This is a genomic window from Cryobacterium sp. HLT2-28 (genome assembly GCF_004402495.1).
In the GTDB taxonomy this organism is placed as follows: Bacteria; Actinomycetota; Actinomycetes; order Actinomycetales; family Microbacteriaceae; genus Cryobacterium; species Cryobacterium mannosilyticum.
Map to the genome: position 1 here is coordinate 14516 of NZ_SOFH01000021.1, position 22229 is coordinate 36744.

The 22229-nt window shown below is 69.9% G+C and carries 15 protein-coding genes; 3 read left to right on the forward strand and 12 right to left on the reverse strand.

Going from position 1 to position 22229, the window contains the following annotated elements:
* Positions 1-141 precede the first annotated feature (141 nt).
* Positions 142-915, forward strand: coding sequence for an endonuclease/exonuclease/phosphatase family protein (locus tag E3O48_RS10280; RefSeq protein WP_134538600.1), 774 nt, complete (start codon positions 142-144; stop codon positions 913-915).
* A 46-nt stretch (positions 916-961) separates the two neighbouring features.
* On the opposite strand, the gene E3O48_RS10285 is transcribed toward E3O48_RS10280, so the two are convergent.
* A complete protein-coding gene (locus tag E3O48_RS10285) occupies positions 962-1306 on the reverse strand; it encodes a hypothetical protein (protein ID WP_134538602.1) in 345 nt (114 codons plus the stop codon).
* A 96-nt stretch (positions 1307-1402) separates the two neighbouring features.
* A complete protein-coding gene (locus E3O48_RS10290) occupies positions 1403-2380 on the reverse strand; it encodes an NAD(P)H-quinone oxidoreductase (protein WP_134538604.1) in 978 nt (325 codons plus the stop codon).
* A gap of 230 nt (positions 2381-2610) precedes the next feature.
* Here E3O48_RS10290 and E3O48_RS10295 point away from each other — a divergent pair, with 230 nt between their 5' ends.
* Positions 2611-7482 (forward strand): NAD-glutamate dehydrogenase, encoded by a 4872-nt coding sequence (locus E3O48_RS10295; protein ID WP_134538606.1) that lies wholly within the window; start codon positions 2611-2613, stop codon positions 7480-7482.
* Positions 7483-7724: 242 nt separating this feature from the next.
* Here the strand turns inward: E3O48_RS10295 and E3O48_RS10300 are convergent, their stop codons facing one another.
* The 4 genes from E3O48_RS10300 to E3O48_RS17645 all read right to left on the reverse strand — a co-directional run bounded on the left by E3O48_RS10300 (position 7725) and on the right by E3O48_RS17645 (position 11046).
* Positions 7725-8354, reverse strand: a complete 630-nt coding sequence (locus E3O48_RS10300; protein ID WP_134538608.1) for an MBL fold metallo-hydrolase — start codon at positions 8352-8354, stop codon at positions 7725-7727.
* Positions 8354-9448 (reverse strand): S-(hydroxymethyl)mycothiol dehydrogenase, encoded by a 1095-nt coding sequence (locus E3O48_RS10305; protein ID WP_134538610.1) that lies wholly within the window; start codon positions 9446-9448, stop codon positions 8354-8356. Before E3O48_RS10305 ends, E3O48_RS10300 begins: the two co-directional genes overlap by 1 nt.
* Positions 9449-9829: 381 nt before the next feature.
* Positions 9830-10705 (reverse strand): potassium channel family protein, encoded by an 876-nt coding sequence (locus E3O48_RS10310; protein WP_166788671.1) that lies wholly within the window; start codon positions 10703-10705, stop codon positions 9830-9832.
* Positions 10706-10884: 179 nt separating this feature from the next.
* Positions 10885-11046 carry a hypothetical protein gene (locus tag E3O48_RS17645; RefSeq protein WP_166788672.1) on the reverse strand — a complete coding sequence of 54 codons (162 nt, stop codon included), beginning with the start codon at positions 11044-11046 and terminating at the stop codon, positions 10885-10887.
* 111 nt (positions 11047-11157) lie between these two features.
* Between E3O48_RS17645 and E3O48_RS10315 the strand changes: the two genes are divergently transcribed.
* Entirely contained in the window at positions 11158-12075 is a 918-nt protein-coding gene (locus E3O48_RS10315) for a DarT ssDNA thymidine ADP-ribosyltransferase family protein (RefSeq protein ID WP_166788673.1), read from the forward strand.
* Between the two features lie 61 nt (positions 12076-12136).
* On the opposite strand, the gene E3O48_RS10320 is transcribed toward E3O48_RS10315, so the two are convergent.
* From E3O48_RS10320 to E3O48_RS10345, 6 genes are all read right to left on the reverse strand, one after another.
* Positions 12137-13567 carry a short-chain fatty acid transporter gene (locus E3O48_RS10320; protein ID WP_134538616.1) on the reverse strand — a complete coding sequence of 477 codons (1431 nt, stop codon included), beginning with the start codon at positions 13565-13567 and terminating at the stop codon, positions 12137-12139.
* 196 nt (positions 13568-13763) lie between these two features.
* Positions 13764-16052 (reverse strand): bifunctional diguanylate cyclase/phosphodiesterase, encoded by a 2289-nt coding sequence (locus E3O48_RS10325; RefSeq protein ID WP_134538618.1) that lies wholly within the window; start codon positions 16050-16052, stop codon positions 13764-13766.
* Positions 16053-16139: 87 nt separating this feature from the next.
* Positions 16140-16694, reverse strand: coding sequence for an MOSC domain-containing protein (locus E3O48_RS10330; protein ID WP_134538620.1), 555 nt, complete (start codon positions 16692-16694; stop codon positions 16140-16142).
* 161 nt (positions 16695-16855) lie between these two features.
* Entirely contained in the window at positions 16856-17641 is a 786-nt protein-coding gene (locus tag E3O48_RS10335) for a hypothetical protein (RefSeq protein ID WP_134538622.1), read from the reverse strand.
* Positions 17642-17769: 128 nt separating this feature from the next.
* On the reverse strand, positions 17770-20040 hold the full coding sequence (locus E3O48_RS10340; RefSeq protein WP_134538624.1) for a bifunctional diguanylate cyclase/phosphodiesterase: 2271 nt from the start codon (positions 20038-20040) through the stop codon (positions 17770-17772).
* Positions 20037-22220: a bifunctional diguanylate cyclase/phosphodiesterase gene (locus E3O48_RS10345; RefSeq protein WP_166788674.1), complete on the reverse strand. Its 2184-nt coding sequence runs from the start codon at positions 22218-22220 to the stop codon at positions 20037-20039. The genes E3O48_RS10340 and E3O48_RS10345 overlap by 4 nt, the downstream gene beginning before the upstream one ends.
* Between the last annotated feature and the right edge of the window lie 9 nt (positions 22221-22229).

The following is a 22229-nucleotide window of genomic DNA, read 5'->3' on the forward strand; positions in this document are numbered from 1 at the left end:
GTTACGCAGGTGGGACCGCCGAGACCCCAGCCCGCCGGGCCGGATCCGGGCCGCGCAGCGGTGGCGGAGACTCGATTGGAAGTTCTGCGCCGGGGAAACGTAGGCTGGAAGCCCATCCATCGAGTCGGAAACAGGTCTGCCGTGAGGGTCATCAGCTACAACCTCCGCAAGAACCGTGCCAGCGGTGAGCTCAGTGCGCTGGACGAGCAATACGAGCCCGACCTCCTCTGCCTGCAGGAGTGCGACACGCTCGAGCTGCCCTCCGAGATCGGCCTGTTGCACCTGGCCGACTCCACCCTGACGAACCGGCTCGGCCTCGCGATCTACTACCGCAAGGACCGGTTCGAGGCGGTCACGACGCAGGCGTTCGCACTCAAGAAATCCCTGCACGACCGGCTGCTCACCCCCGCCCACGAGCGTCTGATCGGCACCCGGTTGATCGACCGGGTCGCCGACCGGGAACTTGTCGTCGCCTCGTTTCACGCCGCACCACTCACCGCGCTGAACTCCCTCCGCCGCAACCAGATCCAGTCGGCGCACGAGGAGTTGAACCTGCTCGGGCCGGGGCTGCCCACCCTGATGGTCGGCGACTACAACTACCCGATCTTCAAGCGCAACCTCGGCGACAAGATCAACAAGTCCGGCTACGACCTCACCCTGAGCGACTCCCGCACCTACACCCGGTACAAGTTCTTCCGCGGGCACTTCGACCTTGCCACCTCCACCGGGCTCACCATCGACAACGTCGAGACGCTGCCCCAGGGCACTTCCGACCACATGCCGATCCTCGTCACGTCCACCTACACCGACGAGTCTGTGCACGAGACGGTGCGGCAGACCGCCCGGCAGGCACTGCGCGAGGCCGATGGCGCGGCGAGGACCTCGGCGGGCGTACCGGAGGAGTTCGACATCTAGTCGGGCGCCGGGCCGGCATCCATCGGCCGGCTCGGGGTCCGCCCCGTCATCGGAAACGCTCGGGCAGCACCACGTTCGCCCCTGCCCCACGGAACAACGGCGCGACCTCGGCGGGGGAATAGCCCGCGATTCCGCAGCCGACCTCCGTGACCAGAAACCTGAGTTCCGGATGCTCGGCCGCGAACCCGAGGAACGCCGCCGCCTCCGCGGCGAGCGTCTCGAACCCGCTCATCGTGTCGATCGCATAGGACTGGCCGTGCAGGCCGTGCCCCTCGCCCCAGATCGCGCCGAATCGCTCCAACGCCGTGGCGGCCGCCCCGCCGGCGTGCCAGCCAGCGGCGTTGGAGCCGAACACGAAGACCTCGCCTGGTTCCAGCTGGGTGATCATCATGCCCGCCAGTGTAGGGCGGTGGTCGAGCGGCCGGTGGTCGAGCTGCCGGTGGTCGAGCTGCCGGTGGTCGAGCCTGTCGACACCCCGCACTCGCCGTCAGGGCACCAGCACGATCTTGCCCACGTGAGCGGATGCCTCCATCCGGCGGTGCGCGTCCGCCGCCTCGGCGAACGAGAACCGGCTGTCGATGACCGGGTGGAAGGCTCCGGACTCCAGCCAGGGCCAGACATCCGTCAGCAGCCCGCGGATGATCGCGGCCTTCTCCGCGAACGGGCGGGCGCGCAGCGTGGTGCCCCAGTAACGGCCGCGCTTCTGCATCAGGTGGAACGGGTTGAAGCTCGCGTTCTCGCCGCTCTGGTTGGCGATCACCATGATGCGCCCGTTCACGGCGAGCGCCTCCACATTGCGTGCCGCATAGGAGCCGCCGATGATGTCGAGAATCACGTCGGCGCCGTGCGAGTCGGTCGCGGCGGCGATCTCCGCCGCGAAATCCTGTTCGCGGTAGTCGATCAGGATCTCGGCGCCGAGGCTGCGGCACACGGCCAGCTTCTTGGCCGACCCGGCCGTCACGGCCACCCGCGCGCCGGCCAGCGTACCCAGCTGGATCGCGGTGGTGCCGATGCCGCTGGCGCCGCCGTGCACGAGCAGGGTCTCGCCGGCGGCAAGGCCGGCGCTCATGAACACGTTGGACCACACGGTGGCCAGCGCCTCGGGCAGCCCGGCCGCGTCGACGAGATCGACCGAGTCCGGAACCGGCAGGGCCAGCTCTTCGTGCACCACGGCCTCGGTGGCGTAGCCGCCTCCCGCGAGCAGGGCGCAGACCCGGTCGCCGACCGCGAACCGGGTCGCCTCGGGCCCGACCTCGGTCACCACGCCGGACACCTCGAGCCCGGGCCACCCCGGCGCCCCGGCCGGCGAGGGGTAGGCGCCGAGGCGTTGGGCCACGTCCGCGCGGTTCACGCCGGCCGCGGCCACCCGAATCCGGATGTCCCTGGCCCCGACGCTGAGGTCGGCGACGGTGCTGAGCGTGAGGGCTTCGGGGCCCCCGGGGGTTTCGACGATGATTGCGCGCATCGGGTCAGCCTACGCTCGGTCTCTGGCACCTGGCGTGCGGTGTGTCGAACCTCGACAGGCTCGATCACCGGTGCATCGCCACTCGATCCAGCACTGCCCGGTGGTTCGGTGCGCGGAAGCCCGCCGACGAATCTACGATGGTAGACAGGGGGCGTGGCAGTCGCATGCCCCGGATCGTGCGCACGTAATTCCGCAATGACGCGGAGATTTTCTGATGGAGGCTTAATTCAATGACGCCTGAGTCCACCCGCACCGGGCAATCCCCGGCAGGCAGCACACTCGACGCTTTCCTGGGCGACTACTACGAGCACCTGGCCCGTGAAGACGCCCAGAACTACCCCACCGACCTGCTCCGGGAGCGGGCCATCCGCCATTGGGAGGTCGCCCGGAGCCGCACGCCCCACACCCCGAACATCCAGATCGAGAACGAAGCCGGCCGCAGCGTCGTCTACATCGTCACCGATGACATGCCGTTCCTGGTGGATTCGGTCACCGCCGAACTCGTGCGCCAGCACTCGGCCATCCACCTCGAGGTGCACCCGCTCCTCGTCGTCACCCGGGACCGTGACACCAACGAGCTGGTCGGCGTCAGCCGGGTGCACGGGGGCGACGGTACCCGTCCGGGTGCCGCCGACGAGACCGTCACCCAGGTCGAGTCGTGGATCGCGATCGAGATCGAAACCGCCGGCAACGAGGCCCGAGCCTCCCTCGTCGCCGGGCTGGCCAAGGTGCTCGGCGACGTGCGCGCCGCGAACGAGGACTGGCAGGCCATGCGCACGAAGGCCCTGCAGATCGCCGACGACCTCGGCCACGTCGCCCACGCCGAGGGCATCCAGGAGATCAAGCAGGCGCAGGACCTGCTGCGCTGGCTCGACCGCGACAACTTCACCTTCCTCGGCTACCGGGAGTACGACCTGGAGACCATCGACGGAGAAGATGTGCTGAGCATCCGTGACGGAAGCGGCCTGGGGCTGCTGCGTTCCATGGACGACGGCCACCAGATCCAGCATCTGACGGATGCCGGCCGGCTCAAGGCTCGCGAGCGCAGCGCCCTGGTCATCACCAAGGCGAACTCGCGCTCGAGCGTGCACCGGCCCGCCTACTTCGACTACATCGGAATCAAGAGCTTCGACGCGGACGGGAACGTGACCGGCGAGCAACGCTTCATCGGCCTGTTCGCGGCCACGGCGTACACGAGCTCGGTGCGTGATGTGCCGATCCTGCGTGAGAAGGTCGACGCCGTGATGGACCAGGCCGGGTTCCCGCCCGGTTCGCACAGCGGCAAGGAACTCCTCGGCATCCTGGAAACCTACCCCCGCGACGAGTTGTTCCAGATCGACATGCCCACCCTGTTCAGCACCGCGCTGGCGATCCAGCGGCTGCAGGAGCGGCGCCGCACCCGGCTCTTCCTCCGGCCGGACGTCTACGGCCGGTTCATGACCGCGCTGGTCTACTTCCCCCGCGACCGGTACACCACGGCCGTGCGGCTGCGGATCGAGAAGGAGCTGCGGGACACCTTCCACGCGGAGTCCGTCGACTTCGAGGCCCGGATGACCGAGTCGGCGCTGGCCCGGCTGTTCTTCCGGATCCGGCTGCAGAAGAACGACACGGTCGGCGTCGTCGACGCCGCCGCGCTCGAGCACCGGCTGGTGATGGCCGTGCGGTCCTGGCCCGAGGGGATCGGCGAGAAACTGCGCGAGAGCCACCCGCTGGACGAGGCGGAGCGGCTCTCCGAGCTGTGGGCGGAGGCGTTCCCCGCCAGCTACCGGGTGGACTACGAGCTCGAAGAGGCCCTGGCGGACATCGGGCGGTTCGAGGACGGCGCCGCGGCGGCCGCGGCGGCGAGTGCCGCCGGCACCGGCCCGGCCCGGCCTGCCCTGCACGTCTACCTGCCGACCGGAGCGGGCGCCGGCGACACCGTCACCGACGCCGACGACGGGAGCACCGCCGGACGCGGCGCCACGGTCGAGGATGCCCGGGTCAAGCTCTACATGATGGAGCCGAAGAGCCTGAGCCAGATTCTCCCGTTCCTGCAGAACCTCGGCATCGAGGTGCTCGACGAAGTACCGTTCGAGATCAAAACCGCCGACGGCCGGGACTTCTACCTCTACGACCTGGGCCTGACCTACCCGGCCGGCGTCGACCCGATCGCCACCGGCGCCCTGCTGGCAGACTCCTTCGGCGCCGCCGTCAGCGGTGCCGCCGAGTCGGACGGCCTCGACCGGCTGGTCCTCACCGAGGGCATGCCCTGGCACCGGGTCGTCATCCTGCGCAGCTACGCCAAGTACCTGCGCCAGGCCGGCAACACGAACTCCTACGGCTTCGTCGCCGACACCCTGCTCGCCAACCCGACCGTGACCGGCGGGCTGGTCTCCCTGTTCGAGGCCCGGTTCGACCCCGACCTGGGCGAGGACGAGCGCATCCGTCGCTCGGAGGAGATCCGCGGCCGGCTGACCGTGGCGATGGAGCAGGTCGCCACCCTCGACGCCGACCGGATCCTGCGTACCCTGATCAACCTGATCGAGGCGACCCTGCGCACGAACTACTTCCAGGGCAAGCCCTACCTCAGCGTGAAACTCGACCCGACGGCGATCGAACTGCTGCCGTTCCCGCGGCCCAGGTACGAGATCTGGGTGTACTCCCCGCGGGTGGAGGGCGTGCACCTGCGCTTCGGCAAGGTCGCCCGCGGCGGGCTGCGCTGGTCGGACCGGCGGGAGGACTTCCGCACCGAGGTGCTCGGCCTGGTCAAGGCGCAGACGGTGAAAAACGCGGTGATCGTGCCGACCGGAGCGAAGGGCGGATTCTTCGCCAAGCAGCTCCCCGACCCGGCCGTCGACCGTGCCGCCTGGATGGCCGAGGGCGTCGAAAGCTACAAGACCTTCATTCGCGGGCTGCTCGACCTCACCGACAACCTCGTCACGACCGCCGACGGGGAGCAGCTAGTGCCGCCCGCCCGGGTGGTGCGCCACGACGACGACGACTCCTACCTGGTGGTCGCCGCCGACAAGGGAACGGCGACGTTCTCCGACATCGCGAACGGGCTGGCCGCCGAATACGGTTTCTGGCTCGGCGACGCGTTCGCCTCCGGCGGTTCGATCGGCTACGACCACAAGGTGATGGGCATCACCGCCCGCGGCGCCTGGGAGTCGGTCAAGCGCCACTTCAGCGAGCTGGGCGTCGACACCCAGACCGAGGGCTTCACCGTCGTCGGCGTCGGCGACATGTCCGGGGACGTGTTCGGCAACGGCATGCTCCTCTCCGAACACATCCAGTTGATCGCGGCGTTCGACCACCGCCACATCTTCCTGGACCCGAACCCGGATCCCGTCGCATCCTTCGCCGAACGGCGCCGGCTGTTCGCCCTGCCGCGCTCGTCCTGGGCCGACTACTCCGCGAGCCTGATCAGCGCCGGCGGCGGGATCTTCCCGCGGCAGGCGAAGGTCGTGCCGATCTCCCCTGAGGTGCGGGTGGCGCTCGGGCTGCCCGACGGCACCACCCAGCTGAGCCCGCCGGAACTCCTCCGGGCGATCCTGATGGCGCCCGCCGACCTGCTCTACAACGGCGGGATCGGCACCTATGTCAAGGCCAGCACGGAGACCGCCGCGCAGGTCGGCGACAAGGCCAACGACGCCATCCGGGTGGACGGCCGTGACCTGCGGGTCAGGGTCGTCGGCGAGGGCGGGAACCTCGGCCTGACCCAGCGGGGCCGGATCGAGGCTGCCCTGAAGGGCGTGATCCTCAACACCGACGCGATCGACAACTCGGCCGGGGTCGACTGCTCGGACCATGAGGTGAACATCAAGGTCTTCGTCGACCGGATGGTCGCGGCGGGCAAGCTGGCCGAGAAGGACCGGGCGGAGTTCCTCGCCGACATGTCCGACGAGGTGGGCCGGCTGGTGCTCGAGGACAACATCGACCAGAACATCCTGCTGCTCAACGACCGGGTGAAGGTGGCCACCTGGAGTCCCAGCTACGAACGGCTGATGGACCGGCTGGAGGCGACCGGAGAGCTCAAACGCGACCTCGAGGCGCTGCCGACGACGCTGGTGCTGCGGGACCGGCTCGAACAGGGCCTCGGCCAGGGCCTCACGTCGCCCGAGCTGTCGGTGCTCGCGGCGTACGCCAAGATCGACCTGGCCACCTCGCTGCGCGACAGCGACCTGGCCGACGACCCGTGGTTCGGCCGAACCCTGCGCGAGTACTTCCCCCGGCAGCTGCGGGAGCGCTTCGATGCCGACCTGGACACGCATCCGCTGCGCCGGGAGATCATCGCCACGGTCGTCGCGAACGACATGATCAACCTAGGCGGGGTGACCTTCGCGTTCCGGGCGATCGAGGAGACCTCGGCCAACCAGGCCACAGTGGCACGGGCGTTCGTGGCCCTGCGGGAGATCTTCGAGCTCGACGTGATGGTCGACGAACTGAACGCGCTTCCGTCGTCGTTCCCGACCGAGCACTGGACCGCGATCCACCTGGACATGCGCCGGCTGCTCGACCGGGCGGTGCGCTGGCAGGTCAACCAGGGTGCGGCACGGCCGGTCGGCGAGGTCGTCGCCCAGTACAAGCCGCAGATCGACCAGGTTCGGGCCCGGCTGGTGGACTACCTGCAAGGTGGCGACCTGAGACGGGTGAAGGCGCTGCTGGCCACGGCGAAGGAGTGGGGGCTCCCCGAGGACCTCGGCCGGCGCTGGGCCGAGCTGTTCGAGGTGTTCGCGCTGCTCGACGTGGCGAAGGTGGCGGCGAACCTGGACATGCCGATGGCCGATGTCGCGGCCGTGTACTACACGGTCTACGACCGGTTCGGCGTGGACAACCTGCTCGAACGCATCACCGCGCTGCCGCGGAAGGACCGGTGGCAGGCCCTGGCCCGTGCCGCTCTCCGCGACGACCTGTACTCGACCGTCGCCGACATCACGGCGGCCGTGCTGGCCGAGACGGATGCCGGCAACGCCGACCTGCGCGTGCTGGCCTGGGAGGCCCTCAATGCCGAGCAGCTCGGCCGGGCCCGGAGCGTGTTCGAGGAGGTCAACGCCCTCGGCCAGGACGACATCGCGTCCCTCTCCGTCGTGGTGAGGCTGATGCGCTCGATCGTGCGCCGCTGACCTGCCGCCGCCGGCCTGGACGCCGCTCCATCGCCGTCGCCTGCGCATAACTCCTGCAGATAGCACCGGCCGCCCCGTGAACCCGCGTGTTCACGGGGCGGTTTCGACAGTCGTCGACGATCTGCAGGAGTTATGCGAATGGCTGTGCGGGTGAGTTGTGCCTGGGTGCGGACGGGGACGTCCGCGGGGCTGAAGGGTGGGGCGGATGCCGGGGGCGCCGCGGTCCGCAGCCGCCGCCTTGGTCAGTGGCCGCGGGCGATCCAGTCGGGGAGTAGGGCGGCCTCGGCGCCGATCGTGGTGTGCTCGCCGTGGCCGGTGAGCACGACGGTCTCCGGCGGGAGGGTGAGCAGCTTCGTGCTGATCGACTCGAGGATCGTGGGGAAGTCGCTGAACGAGCGGCCGGTGGCGCCCGGACCGCCGGCGAACAGGGTGTCCCCGCTGAACACGGTGCCGAGCGCCGGCGCGTAGAAGCAGACCGCGCCGGGGGAGTGGCCGGGCGTGTGCAGCACCTGCAGGTCGATGCCGCCGACGGGAATCACCTGGCCGTCGTCGAGCGGGCGGCTGGGCGGGGCATCCGGGTAGACCCGGTCCCAGAGCACGATGTCGTCGGGGTGCAGGTGGGTCGGGGCGGTGCGCGCGGCCTGCACCTCTGCTGCGGCGTCGATGTGGTCGTCGTGAGCATGGGTGCAGAGGATGCCGACCAGCTTGCGGTCGCCGACCGCCTCGAGGATCGCCTGGGCGTCGTGTGCGGGGTCGATGACGACGCACTCGGTGTCGTCGCCGACGATCCAGACGTTGTTGTCCACGGCCCAGGTGCCGCCGTCGAGGCTGAACGAGCCGGAGGTGACGAGGTGGTCGATGTGGGCCGCCATCAGAGCACCACGACCGAGCGGAGGACCTCGCCGCGGGCCATCTTGCCGAAGGCCTCCTCGATGTGGCCGATGCCGATCCGTTCACTGACGAACTGGTCGAGCGGCAGCCGGCCCTGCAGGTAGAGGTCGGTGAGCATCGGGAAGTCCCGCTCGGGCAGGCAGTCGCCGTACCAGGACGACTTGAGCGCCCCGCCGCGGCCGAACACGTCGAGCAGCGGGATTTCCAGCATCATCTCGGGGGTGGGCACGCCCACCAGCACCACTGTGCCGGCCAGGTCGCGGGCGTAGAACGCCTGCCGCCACGTCTCGGGGCGGCCGACCGCGTCGATGGCGACGTCGGCGCCGAAGCCGCCGGTCAGCGCCTGCACGGCCGCGACGACGCCGGCCTCGTCGAGGTCCGACGAGTCGATCGTGTGCGTCGCGCCGAGCTGCTGCGCCTTGGCGAGCTTCTTCGCGTCGCGGTCGATCGCAATGATCACGGATGCCCCGGCCAGCCGGGACCCGACGATCGCCGCGTTGCCGACGCCGCCGCATCCGATCACGGCGACCGAGTCACCGTGGCTCACGTTGCCCGTGTTCATGGCGGCGCCGATCCCGGCCATGATGCCGCAGCCGAGGAGGCCGACCGCCGCGGGGTCCGCCGCAGGGTTGACCCTGGTGCACTGCTTCGCGTGCACGAGGGTCTTCTCGGCGAACGCGCCGATGCCGAGCGCGGGGCTCAGCTCGGTGCCGTCGGTGAGCGTCATCTTCGAGGTGGCGTTGAAGGTGTTGAAGCAGTACCAGGGTTCGGCCCGTGTGCAGGCCCGGCACTCGCCGCAGACCGCACGCCAGTTCAGCACGACGAAGTCGCCGACCTCGACAGTGGTGACGCCGGCACCGATGACGCTGACCCGGCCGGCGGCCTCGTGGCCGAGCAGGAAGGGGAAGTCGTCGTTGATGCCGCCCTCCCTGTAGTGGAAGTCGGTGTGGCAGACGCCGCAGGTTTCGATGTCGACGATGACCTCGCCGGGACCGGGATCGGGAATCACGATGTCGACGAGCTCAACGGGTGCGCCCTTCGATCGAGCGATGACGCCTTGAACGGTCGTCGACATGGAACTCCAAATCTTCGCCTCCGCAGGCGATCGGGGAATCCAGCCAGACTACCCACACGCGCTGGCACGAGGCCGTGCGGCGGTGAATCGGGCCACGCGGCTCGGGCCACGCGGCTCGGGCCACGCGGCTCGGGCCACGCGGCTCGGGCCACGCGGCTCAGGAGGCGAATTCCTCGCAGTGGCTGCACCACCAATGCCCGGCGACGGGTTCCATGATCTCGAAGCAGGAAATGCAGGTTGGTCTGGGCAACAGTTCGTCGGGTGGCATGGTGACGCTCAATTTCGCAAAAAGACCGCGACTCCCCAGCCCGAAACGGACATTCGCTCATCTTCAGGATAGGCAGGCCGGGAACCTCCTGTCCAGAGTCGCCCGCCTCGTCGTCAGTCGGTATCGGCGCTCGGAGTCGCGACGCCTGAGCCGCCGGTCGCCCCGTTGGTGGCCCCGTCGACCGCCTCGTTGGTGGCCCCGTCGGCCGCCCCGTCGGCGGCCAGTCCCGGCGACTCCGAGCGCCCCGTGACGAGCCGTGCGACCATGGCCTTGAGCTCGGCGATCTCGGCCGCGAGGATGTCGAGCTTGTCCTCGCTGACGTCGAGTTCGGCCTTGATCTCCTCCTCGGCCACGCGGTTGGCCGAGGCGAACCAGGCGGCGATGAACGCGGTCAGCGTGCCGATCAGGGCGATCCCGGTGGCGACGAGGCCCACCGTGACGAGCCGCCCCTCGGCGGTCACCGGGTAGAGGTCGCCGAATCCGACGGTGGCCATCGTGACGAACGACCACCACCAGCCCTCCCAGACCGAGTGGATGTTCGCTCCGACCGCGCCGCGCTCGGCATCCGTGACCGCGAGTCCGGCGATGAACCAGACGGAGACCGCCGTCACGGCCGCGTAGGTCATCACCCGGTTCTTGAGCTTCTTGCTCACCCGGCGGGCGGAGAGGATGACGATCGAGAGCACGCGCAGGGCCCGCAGCGGACGGAACAGCGGCAGGGCGACCACGACCAGGTCGAGCAGGTGGGTGCGCACGAAGCGCAGCCGGTCGTGCGCGAGGGACAGGCGCACGATGAAGTCGACGGCGAAGGCCGCCCAGGTGCCGATCTCGATCCATTCGAGCAGCAGCCGCCAGCCCGGGCCGATCTCCGGAGCCACGATCGGCGCCGCGTAGGCCAGCAGGAACGCGAAGCCGAGCACCAGCAGCGGTCGGTCGGTGGACTGCTCCCAGCGCTGGCTCCGGGTCAGCGGCACCTCATGTTCGGCCACCCGACGCCTCCTGACCGGCCTCCGTTGGCCACTGCGCCCGGCCGCCGCTCCGGGGTGGAGAGCCGGCCCCGCGGGCCCTGGTCCGCGCGGCGTGTTGATCCCATCGTATTCCGCGGCAGCCCTCATCCGGCCGCGATGTGCCAGGGCGGGTGGCGGGAACGGCCGCCGGTTCGGGCGGGTCAGGCCAGCGGGAACACGATCCGGGTCTGCCACTTCGCGGGGTCCGACCCACTGTCGGGGCCGACCAGGTATTCCTCCCACATGTCGCCGGCCGTGGCGAGCTTCTCCGCCGAAATGTAGTCCGGGGGCAGGGCCGCGGATGGAGCAGGTGTGCCCGCCAATTGCCCAGATCGGTCACCGTTCGGGCCGAAACCCCCGTACCGTTGATATGTGGTCTTCGAGCATGGGTCTTGAAGCGGTGGGGGCCACGAAATACGAAAGGTTTTTTTCGCTTGAGCGACGAATGTATCCACGGACTTGAAGGCGGGCTCTGCGCCCTGTGTTTCCCGAAGGCCGCCCCTCAAATCGCGGCGACCGTGCCGGCGCCCCGGGCCAGCCGGGCCAAGGCTTCCCGCGCCCCCTCGTTGCGGAGCTCGCCGTCACCGCGCACGGTGACGCTGGGAGCGCCGAAGCCGCCCGTGGCGACCAGGGTGGTCGGCGCGGCCAAGGTCGTCGCCGACAATGTCGGCGAGCAGCGCATCTATCACCTCACCCACATTCGCAACCTGGCCGGCATCCTCGAGAGCGGCGCCCTGCTGGCCGACACGAGTGAGGCCTGGACCACGCGCCCGGTCGTCGACATCTCCTCGGCGCCGAACCGGGACGCCCGCCGCACCGCGTTGGTCTCCGGCGACGGCAGCTCGAGCGTGGCCGGTTACGTGCCGTTCTTTCTCTCGCCGAACGCCCGGCTCTGGGACGGTCTCCTCACCGGCACGACGGATCCCCGACTCTCCGCCGACGCGCACACCGCCGAGATCTTCGATTTCGTCATCCTGGTCAGCACGGTCAAGAAGCTCCGTGACGCCCAGGCCGCAGCCGAGGACGCCGCCGACGCATCCGGCGCATCCGACGCGGCGGTCGCGGTGACCGACGGCGACGCCGCCGGCGCCCTGACCCGGATCAGCGCGACCCCGGAGACCTCCGACTCCCTGCTCCGCCGCCTGCGCGCGGATGCGGAATCCGACGGGATCCTCCGCGCCGAACTGCTCGTCGCCGAGACGTTCCCGTTCGACCTGGTCACCCTGGTCGGCGTTGCCAACGATAAGGTGCGCGACGAGGTGCGGGGCATCCTCGCCGCTTCGACGCACAAGCCCAAGGTCGCCGTCTACCCGCCGTGGTTCCACGCCGTCGAGGCCACGACCGCGCTGTAGCGCACGGGTTCGGCGCCCCCGATGCCGGCAGGGCGCAGGCCCGGCCGGGGCACCGGCCCGGTCAGGGCAGGACGGGGGCGACGAACGCGAACGTCTCGCCGAGCAGCCAGACGAGCACGAGCACGACCGGCAGGTGGAAGATGAACTGCAGGAAGGTGAACCCCACGAGGTCCCTGGCCTTGAGCCCGAGAACGGCGAGCAGGGGGAGCATGAAGAACGGGTTGACCAGGTTGGGCAGCGCCTCGGCCACGTTGTAGATCTGCACCGTCCAGCCCAGGTTCATCTGGACATCCGTCGCCGACTGCATCACGTAGGGTGCCTCGACCAGCCACTTGCCGCCGCCGGAGGGCACGAAGACGCCCAACACCACGGTGTACAGGGCGATGATCACGGCGAAACCGCCGCCACCGCCGATCGAGGTGAAGAATTCGGCCAGGTGCTCCGAGACGGTGAGGCCGCCGTTGCCCACCGCCCGGGTGAGGATCGCCGCCATCGCGGCGTAGAGCGGGAACTGCACCAGGATGCCGGCGGTCGCCGGAACCGCCTTCGACACCGCCTGGAGGAAGTTGCGTGGTGTCCCGTGCAACACCAGGCCGAGCATGAGGAACACCAGCAGGTACCCGTTCAGGCTGCTCACCACGGTGAGGATCGGCAGGGTGAGCAGCTGGGAGACCAGCCAGCCGAGGGTGAGCAGGCCGGCGAGGATCGGCAGGATGCGGCTGTACTCGAGCCATTCGCCCGGGCGCGTGCGCGGTGCCGCCGGCACCGGCGTGTCGTCGAGGTCGACGCCGAGATCGCGCGCAGTGCGGATGGCGTCGCCGCGCGGCGCCGAGAAGTGCGCCACGGCCACGGTGAGGGCGATGATGACGGCGCACATGGTGAGGGACTGCCAGGTGAAGATGGTGCTGCCGAAGTCGAGGATCCCGGTGACCGCGAGCAGGGCCGGCGGCAGCGACGCGGCCGTCGCCTGCAGCTGCGCGGCCGACGAGGACATGCCGAGCGCCCACACGGCGCCGAGTCCCATGAAGGCGGCGGCGCCGAGCGCCCGATAGTCGACGCGGAGGTCGGCGCGGCGGGCGATGGCCCGGGCGAGCAGCCCGCCGAAGATGAGGCTGAGCCCCCAGTTCACGAACGACACGGACATCGAGAGCAGGGCCACGAAACTGACGGCGCTGGCCGCGGACCGCGGTACGGCGGCGAGGGTGCAGATAAGCCGGGCCACCGGCGGTGACGTGGCGACGACGTAGCCGGTGAGCACGACCATCGCCATCTGCAGGGTGAACGCGGTGAGGTCCCAGAAGCCGGTGCCAAAGGACTCGACGATGGTCTGCGGGGTGGAGCCGTTGGCCAGGGCGGCCAGGGCCACCAGGAACACGCCGACGAGAGCGAAGACGTAGGCGTCGGGGAACCACTTCTCGGTCCAGCGGGCGAGGGCCTGCGCCACGCGGGCCAGCCCCTTCTCGGTGCGGGTGTCGGGCAGGACGGAGGTCACGGAAGGTCTCTCTTCATTGAGCGATCGGTGCGGCGAGTCGTGACTCGGGCCGCGCCGGCATCTCAACCCGTTCGCGTACTGTCGCCCGAACGGGGGTGACCCGCCACTGGCAGGCTAGGGGCGGAAGTGGCAGGAGTCAACTCGACAATGCCCTGGCGTCAACCTCGTGTGCGGGTGTCAGCCCGGCGCCGTGGATTCAGGGCGCGGCGTGCACGTCTTCCTCGGAGTCCTCGGTCTCCTCGGTGCGGAAGGACGCCCCGCGGTCCGCGAGCCAGGCCACCAGCTCGCTGCCCGGCACCGGGCGGGAGATGAAGTAGCCCTGGGCCTGGTCGCAGCCGTAGAGCGAGAGCTCGGTCAGAGCGTCCGCGGTCTCCACACCCTCGGCCACCATCCGGAGATCGAGGGAGTGGGCCAGGTCGATCGTGGACGCCACCAGAGCGGCGGCGCGCGGGTCGTCCTGCATCGGGGTGAGGAACGACCGGTCGAGCTTGAGCTCGTCGATCGGCAGGTCGCGCAGGTAGGCCAGCGAGCTGTACCCGGTTCCGAAGTCGTCGATCGAGATGCGCACTCCCGTCGCCCGCAGGCGGGTCAGGCTGGCACGGGCGAGGTCGTAGTCCTGCATCAGGTACTCCTCGGTGATCTCGAGGATGAGCACGGATGCCGGCAGCCCGCGGGCGTCCAGCATGGCGGCGATCCGCTCGGGCAGCGCCGCGTCGAGCAGGGAACTGGGGGACAGGTTGACGGAGATCGACAGCCGGATCTCCCTCAGCATCCACACCGCCGCCTGGTCGAGGGCCTGGGCGAGCAGCACGTGGGTCATCTCGTGCATCAACCCGGCCTCCTCGACCAGAGGCAGGAAATCCCCGGGCTGGAGCAGTCCGCGGCAGGGATGGTTCCAGCGCACAAGGGCCTCGACGCTCCGAATCTCGCCCGTGGCCAGTTCGAGCTTGGGCTGGTAGTACAGCACCAGCTGGTCGGTCTTGAGGGCGACCCGCAGCTCGTGCAGGGTGCGCAGCCGGGTGCCGAAGTCGCTGTCGTCGGCGCTGGTGTACACGTGGTAGCCGGCACGGGAGGACTTGGCCTTGTACATCGCCATGTCCGCCTTGCGCAGCAGCCCGCCCAGATCCTCGCCCTGGTCGGGGTAGCAGGCGATGCCGATGCTCATATTGGTGTGCAGGACGATGCCCTCCAGCATGAAGGTTTCGGCGATGGCCGCCCGCAGCACGATGGCCGTCACGATCGCGTCGTCCTGGTCGGCCGTCGCGAGGAGGACGGCGAACTCGTCACCGCCGAGCCTGGCGAGCATGTCGCCCGGACCGAGCTGGCGGGTCAGCCGGAGGCCGACCTGGATCAGCAGACGGTCTCCGACGTCGTGGCCGAGGCTGTCGTTGACCTCCTTGAACCGGTCGAGGTCCATCAGGAGCAGGGCGGTGCCGGTGCGGCGCGCGGACGCCAGCCGCACCGTCGACTCGGAGTAGAGCGCCCGCCGGTTGGGCAGCCCGGTCAGTTCGTCGGTGCGGGCCTGGTGACGGAGCACACGCTGCCGGAAGGCCAGCGGCACGGTGGCCAGGGTCATCGTGAGCGCGGCGAGAACGACGGCGAGCGTCGACATGTGCGTGCGGGTGCCCACGATGAGCACGGCGAGCCCGGCGGCCGTGGCGAGGCCCGGCATGAGCAGGGCGGAGCCGGCCAGAGGGGTGCGGCTCCGGGAACCCTCCGGGCGGGCGGACGCGTGCACCCAGAGCGCGATCAGCGCCAGCCCGCCGGCCCAGGCGATCTCCAGCGGCGCGCGGGGGAGGGAGAGAGCGCCCGAATCGGTGAGGAAGTAGACGATGTCGGCGCCGGTGAACACGGCCAGGCCGGTGACCAGCAGCATCCAACGCCGGCCGACGAAGAGGCCGCGCGAGGTGGCCAGGCCCGCGAGAGTGGCCGCGAGGAGGATGTCCAGCACGGCATAGGCGGTTACGATCGTGCCGCCGAGCGTTTCCGGGCCGTTCGTGGCTGACTCCGCCAGCGGGCCGAGCATCACGACCAGGAGGGTGGCCGTGCCGGACGCGCCGACGGCGCAGTCGAGCAGCACCGTGCGGGAGAGCCCCCGGAGTTGCCGGTGCACCAGCACGCCGAGCGCGCCCAGCATCAGCGTGTAGAAGACCAGGTAGCCCGCGTCGGCGGGTGACGGGAACGGCGGGACTCTGCTGTTGTGCACGACGAAGTAGAAATAGCTGTCGGCGACGGCGTTCACGGTGATCCCGGCCGTGGCGAGGATCATCTCGCCGCGCCGCCTGTCCACCCGCACCAGTGCCAGCCAGCAGATGATGGCGGGCACCCAGCGGGTGAGCGTCGCGGCCACGTTCTCGAAAACCTCGTTGTTGGCGTCGCCCTTCAGGACCAGACCGACCGTGTATGCCGCGAGCAGGGAGCCGAGCAGCCAGGCCGGCCAGCTCGCATGCCAGCGGAAGGCGGCGGCCAGCGCGGACTTCGTCATATATTGCACTTTCGCTCGCACTGGATCCCCTTGCTTCACCTTAGCGGCGCGGGCGGCCGCGGCTGCGTGCGCTCGCCGGGGAGAGGGTCAGACGACGCCGAGCGGCAGCTGCTCCCCGGCCGGCAATTCGACCCGGATCCGGTCGCGGGGAGCCACCGTTCCGCCCCGCACGACAATGCCCATCACACCGGCCTTGCGCACGACCCGGCCGGCGGCATCCGTGCTGATGAGCTTCTTCATCAGGCCTTTCTGGAAGCCGTTGATCTCGGAGCACGGGCTGCGCAGGCCCGTGATCTGCACAACCGCATCGTCACCGAGGTGCAGGCGGGCGCCGAGCGGAAGCGTGATCAGGTCGATGCCCCGGGTGGTGACGTTTTCGCCGAGTTCGCCGGGGGCAACCTGGTAGCCGAGGGCCGTCAGCTCGTCGAAGAGCTCGGCCGGGATGAGGTGCACCTGGGTGAGGTTGGGGGCGCTCGGGTCCCTGGCGACGAGGTAGCGGTGCTGCACGGTGGCCCCGGCGTGGGCGTCACCCTCGACGCCGAAACCCTCGATCAACCGGATGCTGCCGACGGCCGGCTTGCCGAACCGGTGCCGGTCATCGCGGCTCACCGACACCACCGTGTTCTGCCCACTCGGATTCATGCGCCCGAGTCTGCCATACCCGGGGTGCGTCAGCTCTCGGCGCAGGTTGGGGAAGCGGGCGCACGGCGGAGCGAGCGCCTGGTTCCGGAAGGTGCGCCGCGAGCGAGCCGGACCGGATCGTCCATCGGGTGCAGCCCCTCATTCCCGGCGAGGCACCTCGCCTACTTCCATTTTGTCGCATCGACCTGCACTGCCACGACGTAGAGGTGCTGGCCCTGCTCGATCTTCTCGACCTCGTAGACCCGCACCGGGGTCCGCGGGGTGGAGGTCAGCGGGCGGCCGACGCCGATGCCGTAGGTGACGTAGCCTTCGAAATCGCCGGCGGGCGCGTACCTCGTGATCGCCTTGTAGCCGACGAAGGCCGGCGGCGACGAGACCACGCTCGACTGCCCGCCTTCGGTGTGCGCCTGCGCGGTGTGGAAGACGACCCGCAGGATCGTGTTGGTGCCGGGCATCGGGATCGGCAGGCCGCTGGCGTCGCCGTCGAGCTCCGGCACGTATTCCAGGGTGTAGCCGGGGAACCCGCCCGTGAAGCGGAAGCTCATCTGGTCGAACGGCGGGCTGTCCGACGGATGCGCGCCCACGCCGATCGAGTAGAGGGAGGGCAGCGGCGGCTCGGGCGGCGGCGCGATCGGAACCGTGTTGTCGTGCACCACGGAGATCGGCTGGTCCGGTCCGGGCCAGGCCCAGTCGTGGGCAAGCCGGGACGAGATGACCTTGTCGCCGGACTGAGGCGGTTCGGTCTGGTCCGGTGGCGGGGTGGCCGGGGAGGTTCCGGTCGGAGTGGGGGTAGGGGTGGCCGGCGTGGTCGCCGTGCCGGAGGGCGTGGCGGTGTCGGTGGGCAGCGGCAGCCAGGGCACGCAGGCGGCCAGGGCGAGCACCGCGGGAATCGCGATCAGAAGGCCGGCCGTGCGGCGTATCCGCCGGTGGGAACTGCGGGACATCATCGTCTACCCCAATCAGGCGGCTTCGAATGGCCCCGAACGCCACTGCTCGCGAAGACCGGTCTAGTCGTGGTCTACTCCCGCACGTCAGGGTTCACAAGGTCGAACGGCCCTGAGCGACGCCGGCAGGGTCAGGAGGCGCCGCGAACGATCGCGGTGACCTTGCGGTCGGCGAGCCAGACATCCAGTTCCCCGGCGGGGACCGGGCGGGAGACCAGGTAGCCCTGCGCGGAGTCGCAGCCGAAGCGCACGAGCTCGTTGTAGGCGACGCTGTTCTCGACACCCTCGGCCACCATCTGCAACCCCAGGCTGTGGGCCAGGGCGATCGCGGAGGAGACCAGGGTGGCGGCCCGCTCGTCGTCGATCATCGGGAAGACGAAGGACTGATCGAGCTTGAGCTCGTCGATGGGCAGATCGCGCAGGTAGGCGAGCGAGCTGTAACCGGTGCCGAAATCGTCGACGGCGATGCGCACGCCGAGAACCCGCAGCCGGGTGAGGATGTCCCGTGCCCGCTCCCGGTCGTTCAACAGGAACTCCTCGGTGACCTCGAGGGTCAGCACGGATGCCGGCAGGCCCCGGGAAGCGATCATGGCGCCGACCCGGTCGGGAAGGTCACGGTCGACCAGGGAACTCGCCGACAGGTTCACGGCGACCGTCAGCTGTTCTCCCTGGGCCCGCCAGAGCACCGCCTGGTCGAGGGCCTTGTTCAGCACGATCCGGGTGAGCCCAGGCATCAGCCCGGCCTCTTCCACCAGGTCGAGGAAATGCTCCGGAAGGAGCAAGCCGCGGGTGGGATGATTCCAACGCACGAGGGCCTCGACGCCATGAACGTTCCCCGTGGCCAGGTCGACCTTCGGCTGGTAGTGCAGCTCGAGCTCGTCATTGCCGATCGCGGAACGCAGCTCCTGGAGGGTGCGCAGGCGCAGGTCGCCGTGACTGTCGTCGTCGCTCCGGTAGACGTGGTGCCCGCTCTTCGTCGACTTGGCCTTGTACATGGCCATGTCGGCCTTGCGCATCAGTGATGTCAGGTCGTTCCCCTGGTCGGGGTGCACGGCGATGCCCATGCTCGCGCTGGAGTGCAGGGTGATCCCCTCGAGCAGGAAGGGCTCGGCCAGCGCCGCGCGCAGCTTGCCGGCGACCAGAACGGCCTCATCGTGGCCCGAGTTCACGAGCAACACGGCGAATTCGTCGCCGCCGAGGCGGGCCAGCAGATCGGTGGCGCGCAGCTGTCCGGCCAGACGCACGCCCACCTGCACCAGCAGGCGGTCGCCCACGTCGTGCCCGAGGCTGTCGTTGACCTCCTTGAACCGGTCCAGGTCGAGGAGCAGAAGGGCGCTGCGCCGGCCGGCGTCAACGGCCCCGAGCCGGCCGGGCACATCGGTGTAGAAGGCGCGCCGGTTGGGCAACCCGGTGAGTTCGTCGGTGCGGGAGAGCACCCGGAGCACCCGTTGCCTGCCGATGAGCGGGATGGTCGCCACGGCCATCGTCAAGGCGGCCAGCAGAACGGCCAGCCCGGACACCGGAGCCTGGCTGGCCAGGATGAGCACGCCGAGCCCGGCCAGGATCGACACCGCCGGCACGGCCACGGCCGACATGCTTCCGGTGCCGCGGCCGGCCGTCGAGCGGGGGGCACCCGAGCGGTCGACCCACAGGGTGATCAGGGCGATCGCGATCGCCCAGGTGGCATCGAGCGGGGTGCCGATCAGATAGAGGTCAGGTGCCAGCGCGAACACCACGTCGGCGCCCGTGAAGATCATCAGTCCGGAAACGAGGAGCATCCAGCGGCGGCCTGACTCCGGCCCGTGCGACGCGACGATCCCGGCGATGGCGGCGAGGAGGAGCAGGTCGAGCATCGGGTAGGCGATTGCGACCGCGGTGCCGAGTGTCGGCGGTTTCGCGACGGCAGCGTTGAGAGCGGGGGTCAACAGCACCGCGAGAAGCGAGGCGGCACCGAGCGAGCCGACGACGCTGTCCAGGATCATCGTCCTGGTGGAGCCGCGCAGCTGCCGACGCACCAGCACGATGAGGGAGGCCAGGAACAGCACGTAGAAGAGGAGATACCCCGCGTCAGCCGGCGAGGGGTAGCCGGCGAAACCGGTCCCGCGCTGGATCAGCTCGTAGGTGTCACCGAGCGTGTTGGCGGTCACGGCGCCGGCGGCGAGGAGCACCTCCGGGCGTCCGTGGCCATCGCGGCGCCCCCGGCCGCTTCGGCGGTCCCGGCCCGCCCGGTAGGCGGCGGCCCAGCACACGGCGACGCTCGTCCACCCGGCGGCCATGGACAGGAACCCGTCGACGAAGGGATTGAACCCGGAGTCCGGGACCATGAGACCGATCGTGTAGGCGAGTACCAGGCCGGCCAAGACCCAGAGAGACCAGCGCCGCCGGATGGGGAGGGCGCTCATTCGGTGGTCGCCGTGATCTCGCGGCGGGCCAGCCACTGGTCCAGGTCGGCGGCCGGGATGGGGCGGCAGATGAAGTACCCCTGGGCGTAGTCGCAGCCGTAGCGCACCAGCTCGTCGTAGGCGAATCCGTTCTCGACGCCCTCGGCCACCATGCGGAGGCCGAGGCCGTGGGCCAGGTCGATGGTGGAGGCGACCAGGGCGGCGGCCCTGGCATCGTCGGCCATCGGGAAGACGAAGGACTGGTCGAGTTTGAGCTCGTCGATGGGCAGGTCGCGGAGGTAGGCGAGCGAGCTGTAGCCGGTGCCGAAGTCGTCGACGGAGATCCGGATGCCGCTGGCACGCAGCCGGGTCAGGATCTCCCTGGCCCGGTCCCTGTCGGCCATCAGGAATTCCTCGGTGATTTCCAGGGTGAGGGCGGATGCCGGAAGGCCGCGGCTCTCGATCATGGCGGCGACCCGCTCGGGCAGTTCGGCGTCGACCAGGGAGCTGGCCGAAAGGTTCACCGCGACGGTGAAGGAGCGGCCGGCGGCCAGCCACACGGCTGCCTGGTCGAGGGCCTGACGCATCACCACCTGGGTGAGGGCGTGCATCAGTCCGGCCTCCTCGGCCATGGCGAGGAACTGGTCGGGGAAGAGCAGACCCCGGGTGGGGTGGTTCCAGCGCACGAGGGCTTCGACTCCGTTCACCGTTCCGGTCCCCAGCTCGATCTTGGGCTGGTAGTGCAGCACGAGCTGGTCCTGGGCCAGTGCTATCCGCAGCTCGTGCAGTGTGCGGAGCCTGGTCGCGCCGTGGCTGTTGTCCGCGCTGCGGTAGACGTGGTGGCCGCTGTGGCCGGATTTCGCCTTGTACATGGCCATGTCGGCTTTGCGCAGCAGCCCGGTGAGGTCGTCGCCCTGGTCGGGGTACAGTGCGATGCCGATGCTCCCGCTGGTCTGCAGCGAGATTCCCTCGAGGGTGAAGGGTGCCGCGAGTGCGGTGCGCAGCCGGAGCGCGGCTGCTTCCGCCTCGAGCCGGCCGGAGTCGTTGAGCAGGATGGCGAATTCGTCCCCGCCGAGTCGGGCGAGGAAATCACCGGGTGCCAGCTCCGAGGCCAGGCGGGACCCGACCTGGATCAGGAGCCGGTCGCCGGCGTCGTGGCCGAGACTGTCGTTTATCTCCTTGAACCGGTCGAGGTCGAGGAGCATCAGCGCGCGCGGCTGCGCCCGGTCGGCTGCGAGCCGCCCGGCGACGGCGGTGTACAGCGCCCGGCGGTTGGGCAGACCGGTGAGGTCGTCCGTGCGGAGCTGGCGCCGGAGCACCATCTGCCGCGAAATGAGCGGCAGCGCCGCCAGCCCCAACGTCGCGGCTGCGAGTGCGATGGCGAGGGGGGCGAGCGGAACCTGGCTCGACAGCACCAGTACGCCGAGGGCCGCGATGGTCGACACCGCGGGCAGGGCGAGGGCGGCGGCGCTGTGCGCCGCGTGGCCGAGCACGGCATCCGGACGGGTGGACGAGTCGAGCCAGACCGCGACGAGGGCGAGGCCGATCACCCAGCCCGCATCCAGCGGGGTGCCGATGACGTATCGGTCGCCGATGATCGCGAACACGATGTCGGTGGAGGCGAAGATCATCAAGCCGAAGACCAGGAGGACCCAACGTCGGTTGGCATTCGTGCTCTGTGACGCGGCGATTCCGCCGACGGCCAGGGCCAGCAGCAGGCTGAACAGCGGATAAGCGACCGCGATGCTGCCCGTCGCGTCGGGTTTGGCGTCGCCGATCGAGTCCAGTAACGGGGAGAGCAGCGCCGCGAGCACGGATGCCGTGCCCAGGGTGCCGACGGCACTGTCCAGGAGCACCGACCAGGCCAGGCCGCGCGCACTGCGCTGCACGAGCATCCCGATCACGACCGTCATCAGGGCGTAGAACATGAGGTAGCCGAGGTTGGTCGGGGAGGGGAACGGCAGTTCCTCGCCGCGGCTGTTCGCGGAAAGGGCGTAGACGTTCGCGGCGACGACGCCGGATGCGGCCACCGCCGTCAGCAGCAGCTCGCGATGGCCGCGCCCGCCCCGGGCGACCGCCAGCCAGCACACGGTCAGCAGGACAGACTGGGTGAGCATCGACAGCACGCCGTCGACGAGCAGGTTGAAGCCCGGGCCGTGCAGGAGCAGGGCGCCGGTGCAGGCGGCGACGAGTAGGCTCATGACCCACAC

What these genes read in the sequence shown, in the direction of transcription:
- E3O48_RS10285 (WP_134538602.1), bottom strand. Translation starts at nt 1,306, where the DNA reads ATGATGATCACCCAGCTGGAACCAGGCGAGGTCTTCGTGTTCGGCTCC.
- E3O48_RS10290 (WP_134538604.1), bottom strand. Translation starts at nt 2,380, where the DNA reads ATGCGCGCAATCATCGTCGAAACCCCCGGGGGCCCCGAAGCCCTCACG.
- E3O48_RS10295 (WP_134538606.1), top strand. Translation starts at nt 2,611, where the DNA reads ATGACGCCTGAGTCCACCCGCACCGGGCAATCCCCGGCAGGCAGCACA.
- E3O48_RS10300 (WP_134538608.1), bottom strand. Translation starts at nt 8,354, where the DNA reads ATGGCGGCCCACATCGACCACCTCGTCACCTCCGGCTCGTTCAGCCTC.
- E3O48_RS10305 (WP_134538610.1), bottom strand. Translation starts at nt 9,448, where the DNA reads ATGTCGACGACCGTTCAAGGCGTCATCGCTCGATCGAAGGGCGCACCC.
- E3O48_RS10325 (WP_134538618.1), bottom strand. Translation starts at nt 16,052, where the DNA reads ATGACGAAGTCCGCGCTGGCCGCCGCCTTCCGCTGGCATGCGAGCTGG.
- E3O48_RS10330 (WP_134538620.1), bottom strand. Translation starts at nt 16,694, where the DNA reads ATGAATCCGAGTGGGCAGAACACGGTGGTGTCGGTGAGCCGCGATGAC.
- E3O48_RS10335 (WP_134538622.1), bottom strand. Translation starts at nt 17,641, where the DNA reads ATGATGTCCCGCAGTTCCCACCGGCGGATACGCCGCACGGCCGGCCTT.
- E3O48_RS10340 (WP_134538624.1), bottom strand. Translation starts at nt 20,040, where the DNA reads ATGAGCGCCCTCCCCATCCGGCGGCGCTGGTCTCTCTGGGTCTTGGCC.
- E3O48_RS10345 (WP_166788674.1), bottom strand. Translation starts at nt 22,220, where the DNA reads ATGAGCCTACTCGTCGCCGCCTGCACCGGCGCCCTGCTCCTGCACGGC.